19 protein-coding genes are annotated in these 20140 nt (G+C 54.3%); 5 read left to right on the top strand and 14 right to left on the bottom strand.

Annotated elements, in window-relative coordinates:
- Positions 1-2: 2 nt before the first annotated feature.
- The 3 genes from J1784_RS14455 to J1784_RS14445 form a co-directional block, all read right to left on the bottom strand.
- The gene (locus J1784_RS14455; RefSeq protein ID WP_217149812.1) at positions 3-1013 is read right to left on the bottom strand and encodes an aspartate-semialdehyde dehydrogenase; all 1011 of its coding nucleotides are present in this window, start codon (positions 1011-1013) and stop codon (positions 3-5) included.
- Between the two features lie 114 nt (positions 1014-1127).
- Positions 1128-2255 (bottom strand): 4-phosphoerythronate dehydrogenase PdxB, encoded by a 1128-nt coding sequence (pdxB, locus tag J1784_RS14450; RefSeq protein ID WP_217149811.1) that lies wholly within the window; start codon positions 2253-2255, stop codon positions 1128-1130.
- A 100-nt stretch (positions 2256-2355) separates the two neighbouring features.
- Complete coding sequence (locus J1784_RS14445) at positions 2356-3093, bottom strand: AraC family transcriptional regulator (RefSeq protein WP_238485525.1); 738 nt, start codon at positions 3091-3093, stop codon at positions 2356-2358.
- A 182-nt stretch (positions 3094-3275) separates the two neighbouring features.
- Between J1784_RS14445 and J1784_RS14440 the strand changes: the two genes are divergently transcribed.
- Positions 3276-4181, top strand: coding sequence for a DMT family transporter (locus J1784_RS14440; protein WP_217149809.1), 906 nt, complete (start codon positions 3276-3278; stop codon positions 4179-4181).
- A 258-nt stretch (positions 4182-4439) separates the two neighbouring features.
- Positions 4440-5489 carry a flagella biosynthesis regulator Flk gene (gene flk / locus J1784_RS14435; RefSeq protein WP_217149808.1) on the top strand — a complete coding sequence of 350 codons (1050 nt, stop codon included), beginning with the start codon at positions 4440-4442 and terminating at the stop codon, positions 5487-5489.
- A 16-nt stretch (positions 5490-5505) separates the two neighbouring features.
- On the opposite strand, the gene J1784_RS14430 is transcribed toward flk, so the two are convergent.
- Entirely contained in the window at positions 5506-5961 is a 456-nt protein-coding gene (locus tag J1784_RS14430) for a rhodanese-like domain-containing protein (protein ID WP_217149807.1), read from the bottom strand.
- A gap of 100 nt (positions 5962-6061) precedes the next feature.
- Between J1784_RS14430 and pdxR the strand changes: the two genes are divergently transcribed.
- A complete protein-coding gene (gene pdxR / locus J1784_RS14425; protein ID WP_238485524.1) occupies positions 6062-7540 on the top strand; it encodes a MocR-like pyridoxine biosynthesis transcription factor PdxR in 1479 nt (492 codons plus the stop codon).
- Here pdxR and J1784_RS14420 read toward each other — a convergent pair.
- The 4 genes from J1784_RS14420 to fabB all read right to left on the bottom strand — a co-directional run bounded on the left by J1784_RS14420 (position 7533) and on the right by fabB (position 12230).
- On the bottom strand, positions 7533-8660 hold the full coding sequence (locus tag J1784_RS14420; protein ID WP_217149805.1) for an SLC13 family permease: 1128 nt from the start codon (positions 8658-8660) through the stop codon (positions 7533-7535). The two genes, pdxR and J1784_RS14420, sit on opposite strands and share 8 nt — an antisense overlap.
- A gap of 174 nt (positions 8661-8834) precedes the next feature.
- Complete coding sequence (locus J1784_RS14415) at positions 8835-10310, bottom strand: PepSY-associated TM helix domain-containing protein (RefSeq protein ID WP_217149804.1); 1476 nt, start codon at positions 10308-10310, stop codon at positions 8835-8837.
- An 85-nt stretch (positions 10311-10395) separates the two neighbouring features.
- On the bottom strand, positions 10396-10875 hold the full coding sequence (locus J1784_RS14410) for a DUF2946 domain-containing protein (protein WP_217149803.1): 480 nt from the start codon (positions 10873-10875) through the stop codon (positions 10396-10398).
- A gap of 134 nt (positions 10876-11009) precedes the next feature.
- Entirely contained in the window at positions 11010-12230 is a 1221-nt protein-coding gene (gene fabB, locus J1784_RS14405; RefSeq protein ID WP_217149802.1) for a beta-ketoacyl-ACP synthase I, read from the bottom strand.
- A gap of 169 nt (positions 12231-12399) precedes the next feature.
- Here fabB and mnmC point away from each other — a divergent pair, with 169 nt between their 5' ends.
- Positions 12400-14442 carry a bifunctional tRNA (5-methylaminomethyl-2-thiouridine)(34)-methyltransferase MnmC2/FAD-dependent 5-carboxymethylaminomethyl-2-thiouridine(34) oxidoreductase MnmC1 gene (mnmC, locus tag J1784_RS14400; protein ID WP_217149801.1) on the top strand — a complete coding sequence of 681 codons (2043 nt, stop codon included), beginning with the start codon at positions 12400-12402 and terminating at the stop codon, positions 14440-14442.
- A gap of 74 nt (positions 14443-14516) precedes the next feature.
- On the opposite strand, the gene J1784_RS14395 is transcribed toward mnmC, so the two are convergent.
- The 6 genes from J1784_RS14395 to prmB form a co-directional block, all read right to left on the bottom strand.
- Positions 14517-14795: a YfcL family protein gene (locus tag J1784_RS14395; protein WP_120507167.1), complete on the bottom strand. Its 279-nt coding sequence runs from the start codon at positions 14793-14795 to the stop codon at positions 14517-14519.
- Between the two features lie 24 nt (positions 14796-14819).
- On the bottom strand, positions 14820-15377 hold the full coding sequence (locus tag J1784_RS14390; RefSeq protein ID WP_217149800.1) for an elongation factor P hydroxylase: 558 nt from the start codon (positions 15375-15377) through the stop codon (positions 14820-14822).
- Between the two features lie 99 nt (positions 15378-15476).
- Positions 15477-16277, bottom strand: a complete 801-nt coding sequence (locus J1784_RS14385; protein ID WP_217149799.1) for a sulfite exporter TauE/SafE family protein — start codon at positions 16275-16277, stop codon at positions 15477-15479.
- A gap of 46 nt (positions 16278-16323) precedes the next feature.
- Positions 16324-17097, bottom strand: a complete 774-nt coding sequence (gene mepA, locus J1784_RS14380) for a penicillin-insensitive murein endopeptidase (protein WP_420803975.1) — start codon at positions 17095-17097, stop codon at positions 16324-16326.
- 85 nt (positions 17098-17182) lie between these two features.
- Positions 17183-18268, bottom strand: a complete 1086-nt coding sequence (aroC, locus tag J1784_RS14375; RefSeq protein ID WP_217149797.1) for a chorismate synthase — start codon at positions 18266-18268, stop codon at positions 17183-17185.
- A 94-nt stretch (positions 18269-18362) separates the two neighbouring features.
- Positions 18363-19295 carry a 50S ribosomal protein L3 N(5)-glutamine methyltransferase gene (gene prmB, locus J1784_RS14370; RefSeq protein WP_217149796.1) on the bottom strand — a complete coding sequence of 311 codons (933 nt, stop codon included), beginning with the start codon at positions 19293-19295 and terminating at the stop codon, positions 18363-18365.
- A 203-nt stretch (positions 19296-19498) separates the two neighbouring features.
- Between prmB and smrB the strand changes: the two genes are divergently transcribed.
- Positions 19499-20038 (top strand): endonuclease SmrB, encoded by a 540-nt coding sequence (gene smrB, locus J1784_RS14365; RefSeq protein WP_217149860.1) that lies wholly within the window; start codon positions 19499-19501, stop codon positions 20036-20038.
- The last annotated feature ends 102 nt before the right edge of the window (positions 20039-20140 follow it).

Genomic DNA, 20140 nt, shown 5'->3' with positions numbered 1-20140 from the left:
AATCAGTACCAGTACTCGTTAATCAGCTTCTCTGCGGTTTCTACTGCCATCAGCGCGCCGCCGAAACGAACGTTGTCAGCCACTGACCAGAATTGCAGCAACTCAGGAATTCCGTAATCATTACGGATACAACCAATGCTCAGATTCGCGTTACCGGAAGCGTCGCTGACCTGAGTCGGGAAATCATCTTCATCGCTGAGACTGATGTCATCAATGCGCTCAAGTTCAGCGCGTGCTTCTTCCGCAGAAAGCGGGCGTAAACCTTCGAGGTGCACCACCTGTGCGTGACCGTAGAATACCGGCGACTGCACACAGCTGACGGAAATCGGCAGACCCTCGTCCTGCAGCACTTTGCGAACCTGATCAACCAGACGGCGTTCCTGTCGCACACTGCCCTCTTCATCACTGACCAGCGGTAAAAGGTTAAAGGCAAGCTGTTTGCTGAAGATGCCTTCTTCTGCCGGAATACCGTTCAGCAGACGGGCACTCTGACCGGCAAGATCGTCAACCGCGGCTTTGCCAAGCGCAGAAACTGACAGTAAAGAGGTGACGTGCAGACGGGACAAACCGGCTTGTTCGGTCAGCGGTTTGATGGCAGTCAGCAGCTGGCTGGTCAGGCTGTCAGCCACGGCCACGATGTTACGGTTGCGATAATGCGACAGCGCGTCCGGGTTAACGCCCGGCACCACCAGAGGAATATCGTGTTCAAGCGAGAACAGACCGCTGCTGTCGATCACCAGACAGCCCTGATTTGCCGCTTCTTCAGCGTAAAGCGCAGAGGCTTCAGAACCGGCGACAAAAAATGCCAGCTGAACCTGTGACCAGTCGAATTCAGACGCCTGCTGCACGCGCAGGCTTTTGCCGTTAAAACGCACAGTCTGACCGGCGCTGCGCTCACTGGCCAGCGGGAAGAGCTCACCAACCGGGAACTGACGATCAGCCAATAATTCCAGTAACGCATCACCGACTGCGCCCGTTGCGCCAAGCAGCGCAATATTCCAGCCATCAGACATGTTGGTATTCTCCAGAAATAAAAGTACAAAATACAAAGGGCGATGAACATCACCGCCCGGCTTTCAAATAGTTATCGCACCACTGTAGGCGAAAAAGCTTAAGTCAGGCTTAACTCAATCTAACTGGCTGTTGAAACCCAGCTTTTTCAGCACATCAGCGGTTGCTGCATCGTCACAGATCACCCGTAAAGATGACCACTCACGACGTTCCTCATAGAACTTACGCAGCTTGTCGAATTCGCCCGGTTTCCCGGCAACACGGCGCAAAGGCCGGTCATCGCGGCGCACATCATACACTAAGTGAATAAGACGCAGCAGTTTGGCTTCACTCAGCGCGCCACTCAGCGTCACTTCGGCAAATTCAGGCGCAGGAAGTAAAGATTCCAGCGGCACCGTTTGTGGCTGACCGATAAACTGGCTGAAGGCTTCAAACACCTGCGTCGTACCGCGCGCTTTGCCTTCCAGACTGTAACCGGCGATATGCGCGGTGCCGATGGCGACTTTATCCAGAAGCGCCAGCGACAAATCAGGTTCCGGTTCCCAGACATCAAGTACGGCAGTCAGTTTTTTACTGCCGTTCAGCGCATCCAGCAGCGCGGCGTTATCCACCACTTCACCGCGACAGGCGTTGATCAGAATACGATCGGCGGGCAGACGTGCCAGCAAATCCGCATCCACCAGATGATGCGTCGCGTAAGGGCCGGACATATTCAGCGGGGTATGAAACGTGAGAATATCGGCTTCTGCGACCAGCTTTTCCAGCGGAAAGAATTCGCCGGCATCGCCACGGTCAGCTCGCGGCGGATCACACAATAACGTGCGCACACCCAGCGCTTCGAGGCGGGCGTTCAGGCGCGAGCCCACATTCCCGACGCCGATAATCCCGACCGTTTTGTCGCGCAGCTGGAAACCATCGCGCTGGGCAAGGATCAGCAAGGATGAGAAAACATATTCCACGACGGCAATCGCATTACAGCCAGGCGCCGCAGAGAAACCGATCCCCGTGCTGGTCAGCCATGCATCATCAACGTGATCAGTGCCCGCGGTCGCGGTTCCCACAAATTTCACCGGTTTTCCCGCCAGTAAACTTTCGTTCACTTTAGTCACAGAACGCACCATCAGCGCATCGGCATCATTCAGGGCGTCTTGCGGGATTGGACGGCCAGGCACGGCCTGCACGTTCCCCAGCCGGCTAAAAAGCTCGACGGCATACGGCATATTTTCATCAACCAGGATTTTCACGTTTGTCTCCGGCAGCATGGCCTAAAGAAAGAATAGAAAATAAAGAGGGCATTGATTTTGCCACGATACCGGGTCAGATCCCAACTTTCAGGGCACAGCTTTACCTGTCGTTACGAAAACGCTGCGGCGTCGTGCCGGAAATTTGCTGGAACATGGCGATAAATGCCGAAGACGAGCTGTAGCCCAGATCGAGCGCGACATCATGCACCGTTTTCCCCTGCTCGAGCAGGGAAATGGAGTGCAGAAAACGCAACCGCTGTCGCCACTGCGCAAAACTCATCCCCAGCTCCTGCTGACAGCGCCGCGAGAGGGTCCGCTCGGTGGTATAAACTTGCTTTGCCCAATGTGCCAGCGACGTATTATCCGCCGGATTTTTTTCCAGCGCATTCAGAACCGGCGCCAGCAGTTTATTCTCAGACGTTGGCAGATAAGTATTCTGTCTCGGTGCAAGGCTTATCTGATCCAGCAAAACACGGCACATGCGCAGATCTGCTTCGTTCTGCGGTTCTGTCATGTTTCGCGAGAAACAGTCATCGGCTATGGCATTAAAAATGGCCGTCGGCGTCAGCAGGCATGGCTCGGCGGGCAAATCGGTATCAAGCTCAGGCGCGATATCGATGGCGCAAAAACGCGTTGTCTTGCGGTTATAGCTTGAATGCTCAACCCCGGCGGGCACCCAGATAGCGAATTCACGCGGAGCCAGATAACGCTGGCCGTTCAACAGCATGGCGAGAACGCCTGATTTCACGCAGATAATCTGACTCCACGGATGTGAATGACGCACATACTCGGAATTGCCTTCCACAATCTCGCCGCGAAAAAGCAGCGTAACCGGCATCTTCTCTGGGACGGGTGGATAATAACGGGGAGGCGCTGAGCGAGGAGGAAGCATAAAAACCTTTTGTCTGTGAGCTACGCGAGGGTTGTCTGAATTGCGCGATGTATTGTCTGATTATCGTTATATATAAGAAATAAGACAACCGTACACTACCGTAACGATTTACTCAGGGATAATAATCAATGAATGCGCTGTTTCCTCTCTTTGCTGTACTCATCTGGTCGCTGAATGCGGTGGTGAGTAAAGCCTCGGCTTCCGCTATCGATCCGGCGGCCATTTCGTTCTACCGCTGGCTGCTGGCTTTATTAACGCTGACCCCTTTTGTGCTGCCAGGCCTGCTGCGTAACCTGAAAGCGGTAAAACAATACTGGTGGAAACTGCTGATCCTCGGTCTGCTGGGTATGGTGCTGTACCAGAGCCTGGCGTATTACGCCGCCCACAGCGTCAGCGCGCTGTTTATGGGGATCCTCAATTCTCTGATCCCCTTGCTCACTGTTCTGATTGGTCTGGTGGTGCTGCGCATCGTCCCTACCGTAGGCGTCGCGCTGGGCAGTATTATTTCACTCGGCGGCTTAGTATGGCTGGTGAGTGCGGGCAATCCGGCGCAGCTGTTGCAGCACGGCATCGGCAAGGGAGAACTGATGATGTTTGCCGCGTCCGCGTCCTATGCGTTATACGGCGTGTTAACCAAACGTTGGGCGATACCGCTGCCAAACTGGCAGTCTCTGTATGTGCAGATCATTTTCGGCGTGCTGTTACTGCTGCCAAACTTCCTGCTGGCGAACGATGTCAGCCTGAACGCGCATAATATTCCGCTGGTGCTGTTCGCCGGGATCCCGGCGTCGATTAATGCGCCCTTCATGTGGATCCAGGGCGTTATTCGCCTCGGGGCCAATAAAGCGTCTATTTTCATGAACCTGTCGCCGATTTTCACTGCGGTGATCGCCGTCCTGTTCCTGCATGAACAGCTACACAGCTATCATCTGATCGGCGGCGGTATCACGCTTGCCGGTGTAATCCTCGCACAGCGTTTACGCAAACCGTTGTATTCCTGCAAGTCGCCTGCGGCACAAAAAGAAATCAGCTAAACCCCTGCGCCATCCGGAAAAAGGATGGCGCTTCTTCCTGCTTTTCGCTTTCGCGCCCCGCATTCCATTTTCACCCGCCGTTTTAAGCAACAATATCTTCAGGAATCTCCGCCAGCCTGCTTTTCACGGTGTCGGTCAAAACACTTTGCAGGTATGATGAGGCGCTTCCGCGCTCTGCGCCGTACTGGTTACTTTTAACCTGAGTTTATTAACCTTAGGTTTAAGTGACGTTTTTAATTTCCAGCGAAGGACGGTGATATGCAACCTTTGAGCGGCCCGGGTATGCCGGTTGGCGATAACAGAACACAACCACAGGGCCAAACCGTTCCTGCAAAAACAGGCGCTGAGCTGCCATTAACGCCGGTACAGCGCACCACGCTGGAAAAACTGATCGTCAAACTGATGGCGCTGACACCGGTCAAATCTGCTGAAATCTGGGCCAGCCTGCGCCACGAGCTTTCGCTGCCGCATGGCGCGGAAATCACCTCGCAGCAGTTCCCGCAGGCGGAAACCCTGTTACAGGGAAAACTGACTCAGGCACAGGACAGCCACGCGTCGCGCCAGCTGATGGTGCAACTGACCGAACTGTTGCCGCAGGGCAATAACCGTCAGGCGGTCAGTGATTTTATCCGCCAGAATTTCGGGCACACCGTACTCAGCCAGCTGACGCATCCGCAGCTGCAACAGGTGCTGGATCTTATCCAGACCCGTCAGATGAATATCCCGCTACCGCAGCAAACGCCGGTTACCGATCGCCCTTTACTGCCTGCCGAACACAACAGTTTGCAGCAACTGGTAACACGTCTGAGTGCCGCGACCGGCGAAGCACCGGTTAAAGTCTGGCAGACGCTGTTTACACTGGTGGGCGTCAAAGCCGGTGAACCAATCCCGGCAAAACATTTCCAGTTGCTCAGCCAGTTCTTGCAGGTGAAAGCCTCGCTCAGCCAGCAGACCACGGCACCAACGCTGACTACCCTGCTCAGCGTGCTCAAGCAACCGGCCAGTACGCATGAAATTCATCAGCTGACCGAATATGCCGATAACCGCTTCAGTGCGACGTTATCCACACCGCTGAATCAGGCACAGGTCAGTGACCTGATCGGCGTACTGTTCAACCAGCGGGTAGATCGCTCACCGCGTGCGGATGAAACCGATGATACATTCACGACCGTATCGCGCACCGATCCTCAACCAATCATGAATCCGCTGATTGCCATACTGCCGCCTTCCATGCAGGCCATTGGCGGCAAACCTCTGCTGGTTATTGCGTTCGTGGTCGTCGTAATTCTGCTGTGGATGTTGTTTTAAACACCGCAACAAAACATCAGGCACAGCCACAATCATCAGGGGCCAGAGCCTTTGAATAGTTTCCGCGTTCTTCACCCGCAGCCAGCGGGTGCTGATCGCGGATCCAAAAATCCAGCCCGCCAATCATCTCTTTCACCCTGAACCCCAGCTTCGCCAGTTTGTATGCGCCCTGCGTCGAACCGTTGCATCCGATCCCGTCGCAGTAAGTTACATAAATCCTCTCTTTGCTGAGTTCGCGGGTGCTGTCTGCTGTCATCAGTTTGTGCGGAAAACTGACTGCGCCCGGCACATGACCGCGTGCATAATGTTCAGCAGAACGGGTATCAACAACCACAATCCCGCTGACGCCATTTTGCAAATCCGCCGCGACATCCGCCGCATCAGTATAAAAGCTCAGTTTCGACAACAGGTAAGCTGCGCTGATTTCCGGTGATGGTGGAGCAAATCCCAAAACATATGACTCTTGTTGCATACACGCTTCCTCATTAAGTGATGTGGCTGAAAACAGTTCCATCATCGCTGTTTTTGGTCTTATGATTAATGCCAATTTTCCGCCAACTATAAGACCCATCATGTCAGCGCAACTTCGGCCATCAGCACTGATTACGCTTTTCGAAAACACCGCAACTACTGCGGGAGGATCCTCCACAGGCTTACGCGACAGGCTGTGTGCGGCGTTGCGACAGGCAATGATTACCGGTGCCCTTGCGGGCGGTGAAAGGCTACCCTCCTCCCGGATTCTGGCAGCCGATCTCAGACTGTCACGTGTCACCGTGGAAGCCGCATATGCGCAGGTTGAAGCCGAGGGATATTTACAGCGGCAGACCGGCCGGGGCACATTTGTCAACGCATCGCTGCCGCACAGCACCGTATCGCGCAACAATAAAACCGCCTCCGTGGGGCTTTCAAGACTGTCCGCGCGGGGACACAAAATGGTCGCCACCGGCGGATGCCGCGACCCTCTGTTACCCGTTCCTTTTGCCGCCGGCTCTCCAGACCTTAGCGCCTTCCCGCTGAAAATCTGGAAGCAAATCACCGCCAGACAGCTGCGGACTCAGGGCGAAAAATTGCTGGGATACGGCGACCCGCAGGGCTACCAGCCTTTGCGAGAGGCGGTCGCCAGCTATTTGCAGCAATCCCGAGGCGTGCTGTGCAACCCGGAACAAATCCTGATCACCACCAGTTCGCAGCAGGCGCTTCAGCTGCTGGCAATGTTGCTTATCGACCCTGCCGATACCGTCTGGCTGGAGCAACCGGGATACTCAGGCGCACGAAACGCTTTTGCCAGTGCGGGAGCCGACATTTGCCCTGTTCCGGTGGATGGGGAAGGAATGGCACCGGAGCCCGATTTACCCGTGCCACGTCTGATATATCTGACGCCTTCGCATCATTATCCGACCGGTGCCAGCCTGAGTTTGCCGCGCCGCCTGCATCTGCTCGATTATGCAAAGCGCCACGGAAGCTGGATAGTCGAAGACGATTATGACAGCGAACTGCATTATGACGGACGACCGCTTCCGGCCATGCAGGGGCTGGATAAACATCAGCAGGTCATTTATCTCGGCACTTTTTCGAAAGTGTTATTCCCATCTTTACGGCTGGCCTACGTGGTATTACCGCCCGCCCTCGTCGCGCCGATGGTGACACTGCGCACTGTCAGTGATGGCCATTCCTCACAACTGATGCAGGCAGTCACCGCCGAATTTATGCAGGCCGGACATTTTGCCTCACACCTGCGTTTCTCCCGTCAGCTTTACCACAGCCGCCGTGATCATCTGCTGGAGCAAATCAGGAAGAAAATTGAGTGGCTCACTCCGCAGGTAGCAGCGGGTGGGTTACAGCTTGCTGCTCACCTTCCTGCCGGACAGGAGCAATATCTCAGCCTGCTCGCCGCGCAGGCCGGGGTTGAGACCCCGCGCCTTTCACCACTATTTCTCGGCGACTCCGGCCAGCACCAGGACGGCTGGCTGCTGGGGTTCTCGGCATTAACACCTGCTGAAATCACCGGTGCCATAAACCGTCTGGCGTCGCTGAAGGTGTCGGCTAGTTAGCGAACAGCGCCAGCAGCAGCCAGCCCGCCACGCCACTGAAGAGCAGAAACGGGAAGGAGTAAAAGTGAAATCTGAGCCAGATTTTTTTATCATTCGCCATGCGTAGGGCGATCAGATTAGCCAGCGATCCAATCGCCAGCCCGAAACCACCGGCATTCACAGCATAAGCCAGCAATGGGCCGGAAGGCAGATAGTTGATCATCAGGATCGTCGCCGGTACGTTGCTGATCACCTGAGAAAGTCCGATGCTGAGCAGATAATGCCCGTAATCCGGCAAGCGGTGGATCTGCGCAAACGCGTGGTGTAAAACCTGTAAGCCCACAATCAGGCGCACATCGATAAACATCACGATGAAAACCAGGATCAGCGGCCAGTCAATACGCAGTAAAACATTCCGCGCCAGCATCAGGAAACACAAAATTACGACCAGTAAGCCATACAGCGCCAGCCCCAGATCCACACAGGCAATAAACACCGCATACAGCGTCACGCAGCAAATCAGTAAACGTTTCTGAAACGGATACCCCTGATTGCTTTCCAGTTTTTTCAGGCTGTGCGAAGGAAAACAACACCAGGTAACGACCAGCAGCGCGACCAGCGTGATTAACGCCAGCGGTGCCATCTGCCCGGTGAAATGTAAAAACGACAAACCAGACTTATTCCACAGCAAAATGTTCTGCGGATTGCCTATCGGCGTAAGCAGCGAACCGGCATTCACCGCCAGCGCTTCAAATATGATCAGGCGCGTTACCGGCAGCGATGTCAGTTTTTTCAGGGTGATCGTCAGCGGAATAACGATAAACAGCGCCACGTCGTTCGTCATAAACGTGGAAAGCACCGCCGCCGCCATCACCAGAAACAGCGCCAGTCTGCGTTCATTATCAATGGCGTTAATCATCTTGCGGCCAACAAAATCAAAATAGCCGCTGACTTCAACACCTTTGGTCAGCATCAATAATCCCAGCAGCGTAACGATGGTGTCCCAGTCAACAAACTGCGGAAATTGCGCTATTTTTGCAGGCTGAAACAGCGCCAGAATGACGCCCAGCAGCACTAAAAGATGCAAAAACCTGTCACGTAAAAACGGCTTAAAAACGGTGCCAAACGCTGCTATCAACATAGTTTTTCTTCATTGAAAACGATGCGCTGACGTTACCCGAAGAATCAAACCTCTGCCACTGCAAAAGTGTTTTCCCCGGGGCATCACGCAATAAAAACGGGACTCATACAGAGTCCCGTCATACCGTTGCGGGACGTCCCGCAAATTGTCATTTGATGTCACTTCCGGCCAGCGTTAACCGGCCGCAGAAAGCACTTTCGCTGTACGTCTGTTTTTCTGCCAGCGGAAAACATCAATCAGCAGGAAAATCACCAGGCTCGCGCCCATCACCGGCAATGAAATCGCCAGACCGAGGGTGATGAGAAATATCGGGCATTGCAGGCTGAACGGCACTGTTTTCCAGGTTTGCAGCAGCGTGACAGCCGGATTACTGCCGTCATTGCTGACCGTTCTGCGCAACCACCACAGACGATATCCCCAGGCAATCAACACGCAAAGCCCGACGCCAAAAATCACCAGAATGGCCTGATTCCATACACCGAAAAGGATCCCCATATGCGCATCCACCCCCCAGCGGGTCAGTTTGGCGAGCAAAGGGAAATCAGCAAACCGCACGTGATCAACAATCTGCAAAGAGCCGGGATCGACAGAAACCGCATCTACCTGCGTTGGCCAGCTGCGGTCGACTTCCGTTACCGTCCAGGCTTTACCAGCCGTATAAGCCGGACGAATTTCGATTTTATTCGCCTCAATCTCAGATGCACGCGCGGCCTGAACCACCGCATCAAAAGTCACAGCAGAAACCGTGACAGCCTGCGGCGCAGCTGGCATTGCATGTCCGGACATGTCCATTCCCGGCATATCTGGCATGTCGGCCATAGGCGCATGATGTTCCGCATGTTCATCTGCCGGTGCCGCCTCTGCCAGCGGGTCTAAACTGGTTTTCACCGCGGGAGTCATCCAGCCCATATAAGCGCGTAATACGCCTATATTGTCGCCCGCCCATTGTGACCAGGTGAGGCCGGTGGCAGAAAAGAACAGCAATCCGGCCAGTAATATCAGGCCGAGCGAGCTGTGCCAGCGACAGCTGTGCTGCTGTTTCACTATTTTCTCACTCCACTTGCGCGGCGAGCGGGATTTGCGGCTGGCCAGCCAGAGGATAACCCCGCCAAGCGCGGCGACCCAAAGCCATGACGCAGCGAGCTCGCTGTAAACACGCCCCGCATCGCCCAGCAACAGGCCGCGATGCAAATCATCCAGCCAGGTGCGGAACGGCAAAATACCGCTGGTACCGTATACCGTCATGTCCCCTTTCACCGCCAGTGTCACCGGGTCGATGAATATCGCACGGCTTTTGGATGCCCCGAGGTTCGGGTCAGAAAACATCACCCGTGTAGTTTCCCCCGCAGAAGGTGCCGGTCTGACCGCGTAAATCTGTTTATCCTGACCGGCAACATTTAGCGCGGCATCAATCTGCCGGGAAAGCGGCTGTGCCTCTCCTTTTGACGAGGTAAAGAGTGCATCCGCATAGAGATAATTTTCGAACTGAGGGGTCAGCACATATAGCGTACCGGTGAGTGCCGCGACAAAAATAAACGGCCCGACGAACAGGCCGATGTAGAAATGCACACGGCGCAGCAACGCCAGAAAGGCCGCCTGCGCAGGCATTTTTTTACCCGCGCTGGCTGGCAGGTTTGCAGGTTGATTCATAAAGCTGATTTCCTGAATTTCAAATAGCACGCCGTCAACAGCGATAATTATCGCGGTCAACTTGAAAATAATGATTCAGAGGCAGTTACAGAAAAACAGGCGGTGCGCGGGGCTGGGAATCCGTGAAGAACAGTGAAGGGATCTGACGTTGTATCGCAGCGCGCGGAGGGGCACGGCTGGAGAAATCCAGCGACCACTGCATCGGCATGGCCTGTAAATCTAGCATCGGTAAATGCACCAGCAGCACGCAATAACCGCAAGCGGCATCGCTCATGTCACCTGAAAGCATGGCTTTCACGGCATCCTGCGGCGCTGATTTACAGGTTTGCTTCTGGCAATGTTCCTTCGATGATGCGTGATGGTCTGACATATTCATGCCAGCCATATCGGCTTCCGGCATGTCCATTTCGGACATCATCATGCCGGGCATCATCATATGCTGCGCACCCTCTGCTACCAGTTCTTTAGAAATCATCGGCGCAATAAACAACATCAGGATCGCCACAATTCCGAGCCAGGCCGGAATATGCAGATGTCGATGATGGATGTGTCTGAGTGAGAGCATTATGTCAACAAGGTGAAAATAAGAAGCGGCGAAATTGTACCTGAATTGTTGAAATAGAACAGAAGGGATAAAACGACAGACGCAAAAAAGCCCGTATTAAACGGGCTTTTAGGGTAAAGATTTAACGACAGGAATTATTTGTCGTTTTTCAGCTTACGCATTACCAGCGTGGCGTTAGTGCCACCGAAGCCGAAGCTGTTGGACATCACAGTTGTCAGCTCGCGCTGAGTCGGTTTAGTGATGATGTCCATGCCTTCTGCCTGCTCATCGAGGTTTTCGATGTTAATGCTTGGCGCGATGAAGCCATGCTCAGCCATCAGCAAAGTGTAGATGGCTTCCTGAACCCCTGCGGCACCCAGAGAGTGACCTGTCATGGCTTTGGTAGAAGACAGCGCCGGAGTTTTATCGCCGAACACTTCACGGATAGCGCCCAGTTCTTTCACGTCGCCGACCGGAGTAGAAGTCCCGTGCACGTTAACGTAATCGATTGGGGTATCAACGCCATTCATTGCGATTTTCATGCAACGTACTGCGCCTTCGCCAGATGGAGCTACCATGTCTGCGCCGTCAGACGTTGCGCCGTAGCCAACGATTTCTGCGTAGATGTGTGCGCCACGTGCCAGAGCGTGTTCCAGCTCTTCGACAACAACCATACCGCCGCCGCCTGCAATAACGAAACCGTCGCGCGCTTTGTCGTAGGTACGGGAAGCTTTGTCTGGCGTTTCATTGTAGCTGGTGGACAGTGCGCCCATTGCGTCGAATTCACACGCCATTTCCCAGCACAGTTCTTCACCGCCGCCTGCAAACACAACGTCCTGTTTGCCCAGCTGGATCATTTCTACCGCATTACCGATGCAGTGTGCAGAGGTGGCGCAGGCAGAGCTGATGGAATAGTTAACACCGCGAATTTTGAACGGAGTTGCGAGGCAGGCAGAAACGCCGGATGCCATCGCTTTCGTCACCATGTATGGACCAACGCCGCGCAGGCCTTTGGCACGCATACCGTCGGAACCCGCAACCTGGTTGCGTGGTGAACCGCCGCCGGAACCTGCAATCAGGCCGGTACGTTCGTTGGAAACCATTTCAGGGGTCAGACCGGAGTCTTCAATCGCCTGTTGCATGGAAAGGTAAGCGTAGATCGAGGCATCACTCATGAAACGCACAATCTTACGATCGATAAGGCCTGCGGTGTCTAATTTGACATCACCCCAGACGTGACTACGCATCCCGGCATCTTTCAGCTCTTGCGAGAAGGTGATCCCAGAGCGACCTTCCTGCAGAGATGCAAGAACTTCCTGCTTGTTGTTACCGATGCTCGAGATGATACCCAGGCCAGTAATCACTGCACGTTTCATTTAATACCTCTTGTACTATTCACCATTTGGGATTTCGTCACGCACTCTAGCGTACAGTTGTACGCCGAACAAGTCCGATCAGCAATTCCTTATGTAAATCGTAGTAAATTTGCGCAGGGTCAGACGCAGCGTTAAACTCCGGCATCGCCTTGAACTGAGAGAGTTTCACGTGAGCCATAACCCGATCACGCCCGCTGAATTAAGCTGGAACGAACAGGGTACACCTGTTTCCCGACATTTTGATGACGTCTATTTTTCCAATCAGAGCGGCCTGCTGGAAACGCGGCATGTTTTTCTCAACGGCAATCATTTCCCGGCACGTTTTGCCAGTCACCCTCGCCCGCTGTGTATCATTGCCGAGACCGGTTTTGGTACCGGCCTGAATTTTCTGTCGCTGTGGCAGGCCTTCGATGCTTTTTGCGAGGAACATCCCGACGCCGTGCTACAACGCCTGCATTTCATCAGCTATGAGAAGTTCCCGCTGTCCGCCCGCGACCTCGCGACCGCCCACACGCAATGGCCTGAACTTGCCGCCTATTCCGCGCAACTTTGCGAACAATGGCCGATGGCTTTTTCCGGTTGTCACCGCCTGTTGCTGGCGGGCGGGCGCATCACGCTCGACCTGTGGTTCGGCGATGTGACTACCCTGCTGCCCGCATGTGACACCAGTATGAATCAGCAGGTCGACGCCTGGTTTCTTGATGGCTTCGCGCCTTCCAAAAACCCTGACATGTGGACCGAAGATTTATTCCGTTCGATGGCAAAAATGACCCGTACGGAAGGCACCTTCGCGACATTTACCGTGGCCGGTTTCGTGCGCCGCGGGTTGCAGGACGCGGGTTTTGACATCGCTAAAGTGCCGGGTTTCGGCGAAAAGCGACACATGTTAGCCGGCTTTATACCAGCAGAAAGGCCGGCAGGAATTGATGTACCGCATCCCGCGCCGTGGTATGTGCGCCCGGCGGCGAAAAATGCGAAAGAATTTGCGGTGTCGGGAGGTGGCGTCGCCAGCGCCGTATTGTCGCTGGCGTTACTGCGTCGTGGTTATTCGGTCACGCTGTACTGTGCGGATGAAAAACCGGCGCTCGGCGCTTCCGGTAACCGTCAGGGTGCGGTCTATCCGCTGCTGAATGGCCGTGGCGACACGCTGGAAAACTTCTTTGCGCACGCCTTCACCTTCGCCCGCCGTCAGTATGCGCAGCTGGAAAAGCTGGATGTGCCTTTCGATCACGGCTGGAGTGGCGTGACGCAGCTCGGTTATGACGAAAAAAGTCAGGGCAAAATTGACGGCATACTCAAAGGTGGATGGCCGGAAGAACTGGCAAAAGGACTGAGCGAAGAAGATGTGGAAGCGATGTGCGGATTACCGTGCGGCAGTGGCGGCATCACGTATCCGCTCGGCGCGTGGCTGTGCCCGGCAGAGCTGACCGCATCGCTTATAGCGCTGGCCGAAACACAGGGATTAACCGTGCATTATTGCCAGCGCGTGACCGCACTAGAATCTGACGCAGACTCACAATGGACGCTGACCTTTGCCGACGGCCATACGGCCCGTCATCAGGCGGTAGTGCTGGCGAACGGTGCGGACATTACGGATTTCAGCCAGACTGAAAAACTGCCGGTTTACGCAGTCAGCGGTCAGGTTTCTCATATTCCAACCACACCGGCGCTGATCAAGCTGAAACAGGTGCTGTGCTACGACGGTTATATGACGCCGGTCAGTCCGCAAAATCAGCATCATTGCATTGGCGCAAGCTATCACCGCGCAGATAAATGTACGGATTACCGTGACGACGACCAGCTGGAAAACCGCCAGCGTCTGATCAACTGTCTGCCGGAACAGCAATGGCCGCATGACGTGGATGTGAGTGAAGGTGAAGCACGCAACGGTGTCCGCTGTGCCACAAGGGACCACCTGCCAATGATAGGCTCTGTGTCTGATTATGACGCGCTGCTGGAAAGTTACAAAAAGCTGGATCTGGACGTTCAGCGCCATCGACCGGTTGCGCCTGCACCGGTATACGAAAATCTGTTTCTGCTTGGGGCGCTCGGCTCACGCGGGCTGAGTTCCGCGCCGCTCGGTGCAGAAATTCTGGCCGCTCAGATTGCCGGTGAGCCAATACCTCTGGACAGTGAAACGCTGGCGGCACTCAATCCGAACCGCATGTGGGTCAGAAAATTGCTTAAAGGGCGTCCGGTCGAATCGCATTAATCTGCCCCACCTCAGGCAATAAAAAAACGCAGCCGGTTAACCCGTCGCTGCGCTTTTATTGCCGAAGTAAGAGCTTACTGTGGCAGGGACGCCTGATACAAATTCTCCCACATCCCCTGTACTAAGGCCTGATCGCGCGGTGAAAGCTCACCGGCCTGAATCGCTTTATTCAAACCATCCTGAACACGAATTTTCAGCGCTTCGGCGGTGTGCTCACCGTTTTCTTCCGCTTCTGCCACAGCGACTGTCAGGTGGCCTCGCAGATAGCCACTGGCAAATAACTCATCGTCGCTGGCGCTTTCGACCATGTCGTCGATCAGCGTTAAAATCCGCGTTTCAAATTCTGCGATCATTACTTTTCCTCTCGTGTTCAGTTCTTATTCGATCGGCTGCAATGCAGGGAAATCTGCAGGCGTCAAAGGGGCCGTATTGTAAAACGATTGTAACGCTTTAATAAAGCGTGCCGGTCTTTCCGGAATGCCCTGCTCCAGCATGCGCAGCACTTCTTCGCGCACTTTGTTCTGGAAACCCACGCGATCAGGCTCGCAATCGCCACTCAGATTGTCGCAGCTGACGTTGAAATTAAAACCTGCCGCCGCGCAGAACAACCATTCGTAAGATTGTGGTTTGATTTCCACTTTCTCAAATTCGCTTTGCGTTTGTGCGTCACGACCATCCGGGCAGTACCAGTATCCGAAATCCACCAGCTTATGGCGTTCGGCACCGGCCACGCACCAGTGGGAAATCTCATGCATGCCGCTGGCGTAATAACCGTGTGCGAACACAATGCGGTTAAACGGTTCTTGTTCATCAGCAGGCAGATAGATCGGTTCGTCGTCACCTTTCAAAAGGCGAACGTTAAATTCCTCAAAGAAACAGGAGTCAAAAATGTCGATCAATTGATGATAGTTATGTGTTGCAGTCGAATCAGACATAAAAGCTGTGAAACTCAGTAAGTGAGAAAGGGCGACAATATACCCTTGTTTAAACACCCGATTTCATGACCTCAGGCAAGCATTTTGCTGCTCATGACATTATAAATGCAGGCTTAACCACTGGTGGATTTCTGCGCCATGATTGTCATAAATCAGTTTGCAGCTCATCACCACCGAAACGACAACCACCATCGGGCGGATCATCTTCTGGCCTTTGGTGAGCACCATGCGTGCGCCAAGTCGTGCGCCGATAAATTGCCCGGCTGCCATGACAAATCCCAGCACCCAAATCACCTTCCCGCCCAGAATAAAGAAGATCAGGCCACCCAGGTTTGAGGTGAAATTCAGGACTTTCGCATGGGCCGTCGCTTTTGCCAGGTTAAACCCGCATAACGTCACGAAAGCCAGCGCATAGAAAGAACCGGCACCTGGACCAAAAAATCCGTCATAGAAACCGACACAACCGCCGCCCACCAGCGCATACGGCAACGCATTGAAGCGTCTTGCCCGGTCGCTTTCGCCAAGCCGTGGGGTCAGTAAAAAATATAAACCGATGCAGATGATCAGCAGCGGCAGGATCTGGCGCAGCATATCTGCGCGCAGATGCTGGATAAGGATCGCGCCGATCACCGAACCGACAAACGTACAGGCGATGTTGAGCTTCTGATCGTTGAGGTCCACCACGCCACGCCGCACAAAATACAGGCTGGCAGAAAAGGATCCGCCAATCGATGAAAGCTTATTGGTCGCAATCGCCTGAGCAGGCGGGACACCCGCCGCGAGCAGGGCTGGCAGGCTGATCAGCCCTCCGCCACCTGCGATGGAATCAATGAAACCGGCAAACAGTGCAACGAAAAATAAAACAACCAAAACCCACGGGGCAACAATCAACCAGTCCATTTTTTCTGTCAGCTCGCTATGCGTGGCGAAGAGTGAGTGAAACCTGTTAAAGAACGTGTTTATCCAGCAGCGCCTGACAAGATGGCGGTAACGGAGGTGGCTCTTTTTTCACAGATGTTCCGCTGCCTGGCTTCGGTGGCAGGAACCAGCTTTGCAGTTCAGCGCCACAACCATCACCCGGAGGCGGCGGTGCCTGATTCTCACACTCGAGATTACCGACCGGACAACGCAGACGAACATGCATATGCGCGCGATGACCAAACCACGGACGCACTTTATGCAGCCATTCGCGATCGGTTCCAGCATCCAGACAAAGCTGTTGCTTGATGGCCGGGTTGACGAAGATACGCACGACTTCTTTATCCTGCGCAGCCATTTTGATCAGCGTTTCAATCCGTGGCTGCCACTGGCTAGGCACAATAGATTTGCCATTAGCACTGACCAGATCGATAGGTTGCGGTTTAAGCAGCATCTGCTCGCTCCAGCGTTGGCGAGGCAGTTGCAGCCAGATATCCACATCCAGCCCTGACTGATGGCTGGCGTGACCACTGCTGAAACGCCCGCCCGCAGGCATCGCCATATCGCCGACCAGCATGGTGCCCAGGCCTTTTTGCTGCGCTTGCGTACCGAGACGGGTAATAAAGGCCAGTAAATCCGGCTGCCCGAAATAGCGGCGCTGATCGGTGCGCATCACCTGATAATCCGGTGAATTCAGCGGTAATGGCTGAGCGCCCACCTGACAGCCGTTGGCATAGCTGCCAATGGCTTCGGGCGTGCCCGCGACAGGATGCGTAATTTTCTGCCACGGCGTTGCTGCCATCACAGGTGCGCAAAGCGCCAGTGCCAGAAGACCGGCGCTGACGGCTTTTATCCCCACAATTGTGCATAAGGTTTTCATCAGTGGCTTACCAGCGTGGCACGGAAGAATTAACGTCGCCGTTCTGGGCGCGCTGACGTAATAAGTGATCCATCAGCACAATCGCCATCATCGCTTCGGCAATCGGCACAGCGCGGATCCCGACGCAGGGATCATGACGGCCTTTGGTGATCATCTCAACCTGCTCGCCTTCACGGTTAATAGTGCGTCCCGGAACGGTGATGCTGGAAGTCGGTTTCAGCGCAAGATGGGCAACAACCGGCTGACCGCTGCTGATCCCGCCGAGAATACCGCCTGCGTGATTGCTTTCGAAACCATTCGGAGTGATTTCGTCACGATTTTCGCTGCCGCGTTTATTCACCACCGCAAAGCCGTCACCGATTTCTACGCCTTTGACTGCGTTAATGCTCATCAGCGCGTGCGCCAGATCGGCATCCAGACGGTCAAAAACCGGCTCACCAAGTCCAACCGGCACGTGATCTGCCACGACGGTGATTTTGGCACCAATCGAATCGCCTTCTTTTTTCAGGGCCCGCATCAGTTCGTCCAGCGCTTTCAGCTTGCTTTCATCCGGGCAGAAGAACGGGTTGGTTTCGACCAGATCCCAGTCTTTCAGTTCGCAGGTGATATCGCCCATCTGGGACATATAACCGCGCACTTTAACGCCGAATTTTTCCAGCAGATATTTTTTGGCAACCGCACCGGCAGCCACGCGCATGGCAGTTTCACGGGCAGAAGAACGACCACCGCCACGGTAATCGCGCACACCGTACTTTTGCTCGTAGGTGTAATCGGCATGTCCTGGTCGGAACACGTCTTTGATCGCGCTGTAATCCTGCGAACGCTGATCGGTATTCTGGATAATCAGACCGATGCTGGTGCCGGTGGTTACGCCTTCAAACACCCCGGAGAGAATTTTCACTTCGTCGGCTTCGCGGCGCTGCGTGGTATAGCGCGAGGTGCCCGGACGACGACGGTCGAGGTCATGTTGCAGGTCTGCTTCAGTCAGCGCAATGCCCGGCGGCACGCCGTCAATAATACAGCCCAGTGCCACACCGTGGGATTCGCCAAAAGTAGTGACGCGGAAAAACTGCCCAATACTGTTCCCTGCCATCACGGCTCCTTAACCATTATGTAGAGTATTTTTTTGAATGACCGGCAAGGATCCGGTCATTGTGTTTTATGTCGTTCAGTCGAGCTTTTGTCGATCAGTCGCGGTATGCGCGAAATTGTTCAGCGCAATCGACCAGCTGCTGTTTAGTCAGCATGAAGACGCCGTCGCCGCCGTTTTCAAACTCGAGCCAGGTGAATGGGATCTCAGGGTACTGGTCCATCAGATGCACCATGCTGTTACCCACTTCGCAAACCAGCACACCGTCATCCGTCAGGTAATCCGGCGCGCAGGCCAGAATGCGACGGGTCAGTTTCAGGCCATCGCTGCCGGAAGCCAGGCCGAGAACCGGTTCGTGGCGATATTCCTGCGGCAAATCGGACATATCTTCTTCATCGACATATGGCGGATTGGTCACAATCAGGTCGTACTGCAATGCAGGCAATTCGCGGAACAGGTCGGAACGGATTGGCGTTACCCAGTTTTCGATGCCGTGCGTGTCGATGTTACGTTCTGCCACTGCCAACGCGTCGGCAGAAATGTCGACCGCGTCCACTTCGGTTTCGGGGAATGCGTAAGCACAGGCGATAGCGATACAACCGCTGCCAGTACACATATCGAGAATGTGCTGCGGTTTATCCTGCAAAATCCCGGCGAAGCGGTTGTTAATAAGCTCACCAATCGGCGAACGTGGCACCAGCACGCGTTCATCGACATAAAATTCCATGTCGCAGAACCAGGCTTTGTTGGTCAGATAAGCGACCGGAACACGTTCGTTAACGCGGCGGATCACGCGTTCAACAATGCGGTGGCGCTCGCTGGAAGTCAGACGGGCGGTGTGCATATCTTCAGGGATGTCCAGCGGCAAAAACACGCTTGGCAATACCAGCTGCACTGCTTCGTCCCACGGGTTATCGGTGCCGTGACCGTAATAGACATTGGCCGCGTTCAGGCGGCTGACGGTCCAGCGCAGCATATCCTGAATGGTATGCAGTTCACTGACAGCTTCGTCGACGAAAATTTTGTCCAATTTGATTCTCCAGGCAGTGCACGGGTTTTTAACAGACGTTTAACCCATTATTTGCCGCATAGTTTGCCACGAAGCCCGCCACAAATCAGCAGCTAGTCAACGCACTTGCGCGATGTCTCGAAGAATTTAACCCTGAGTTTTCTTTAAACCGCAGGGCAGCGGAAGGTACACTGTAAGTATTGAGCGAAAATGACGAAGAAATGATGAAGAAAAAGCACCTGCTCAGCCCGGAAGAAACCGCGTTATTCCGCGAGGCTGTACCGGGCGTCAAGCGCCTGAAAAACGATACAATTACGCACCGGCCGCTGCGAAAAAAAGTCGCGGAACTGTCACCTAAAAAGCTGATTCAGGAGCAGGTAGACGCGAGTTATTATTTTTCTGATGAATTCCAGCCAATGTTGCAGGAAGAAGGTCCGGTTCGCCATATCCGGCCAGACGTCAGTCATTTTGAATTGAAAAAATTACGCCGCGGGGATTATTCGCCCGAGCTGTTTCTCGATTTACACGGTTTAACGCAGAAAGAAGCCAAACAGGAACTGGGCGCGCTGATCGCCGCCTGCCGCCGTGAACACGTCCATTGCGCCTGCGTGATGCACGGTCACGGCAAGCATATTCTCAAGCAACAAACGCCTTTATGGCTGGCGCAGCATCCTGACGTTGAAGCCTTCCATCAGGCACCCAAAGAACTTGGTGGCACCGCCTCCCTGCTGGTACTGGTCGAACTGGACGATAAAATCAGCTGACCCCACCCCAACCCTCAGAAACGAGAAAGGCACAGCCGAAGCTGTGCCTTTCTTTTGTCAGTCACTGAACTGTCTGTCTCAGAACAGATCCCCTAAATAATT

Source organism: Rahnella ecdela (assembly GCF_019049625.1).
GTDB lineage: Bacteria > Pseudomonadota > Gammaproteobacteria > Enterobacterales > Enterobacteriaceae > Rahnella > Rahnella ecdela.
This window is presented reverse-complemented; position numbering and strand designations above follow the sequence as displayed.

Bases quoted from the DNA above. Each gene is read 5' to 3' on its own strand.
- J1784_RS14415 (WP_217149804.1), bottom strand. From the start codon at position 10,310: ATGAATCAACCTGCAAACCTGCCAGCCAGCGCGGGTAAAAAAATGCCT.
- J1784_RS14395 (WP_120507167.1), bottom strand. From the start codon at position 14,795: ATGATCGCAGAATTTGAAACGCGGATTTTAACGCTGATCGACGACATG.
- J1784_RS14390 (WP_217149800.1), bottom strand. From the start codon at position 15,377: ATGTCTGATTCGACTGCAACACATAACTATCATCAATTGATCGACATT.
- fabB (WP_217149802.1), bottom strand. From the start codon at position 12,230: ATGAAACGTGCAGTGATTACTGGCCTGGGTATCATCTCGAGCATCGGT.
- pdxR (WP_238485524.1), top strand. From the start codon at position 6,062: ATGTCAGCGCAACTTCGGCCATCAGCACTGATTACGCTTTTCGAAAAC.
- flk (WP_217149808.1), top strand. From the start codon at position 4,440: ATGCAACCTTTGAGCGGCCCGGGTATGCCGGTTGGCGATAACAGAACA.
- J1784_RS14410 (WP_217149803.1), bottom strand. From the start codon at position 10,875: ATGCTCTCACTCAGACACATCCATCATCGACATCTGCATATTCCGGCC.
- J1784_RS14420 (WP_217149805.1), bottom strand. From the start codon at position 8,660: ATGTTGATAGCAGCGTTTGGCACCGTTTTTAAGCCGTTTTTACGTGAC.
- J1784_RS14455 (WP_217149812.1), bottom strand. From the start codon at position 1,013: ATGTCTGATGGCTGGAATATTGCGCTGCTTGGCGCAACGGGCGCAGTC.
- J1784_RS14430 (WP_217149807.1), bottom strand. From the start codon at position 5,961: ATGCAACAAGAGTCATATGTTTTGGGATTTGCTCCACCATCACCGGAA.
- mepA (WP_420803975.1), bottom strand. From the start codon at position 17,097: ATGGCAGCAACGCCGTGGCAGAAAATTACGCATCCTGTCGCGGGCACG.
- smrB (WP_217149860.1), top strand. From the start codon at position 19,499: ATGAAGAAAAAGCACCTGCTCAGCCCGGAAGAAACCGCGTTATTCCGC.
- aroC (WP_217149797.1), bottom strand. From the start codon at position 18,268: ATGGCAGGGAACAGTATTGGGCAGTTTTTCCGCGTCACTACTTTTGGC.
- J1784_RS14445 (WP_238485525.1), bottom strand. From the start codon at position 3,093: ATGCCGGTTACGCTGCTTTTTCGCGGCGAGATTGTGGAAGGCAATTCC.
- J1784_RS14440 (WP_217149809.1), top strand. From the start codon at position 3,276: ATGAATGCGCTGTTTCCTCTCTTTGCTGTACTCATCTGGTCGCTGAAT.
- J1784_RS14385 (WP_217149799.1), bottom strand. From the start codon at position 16,277: ATGGACTGGTTGATTGTTGCCCCGTGGGTTTTGGTTGTTTTATTTTTC.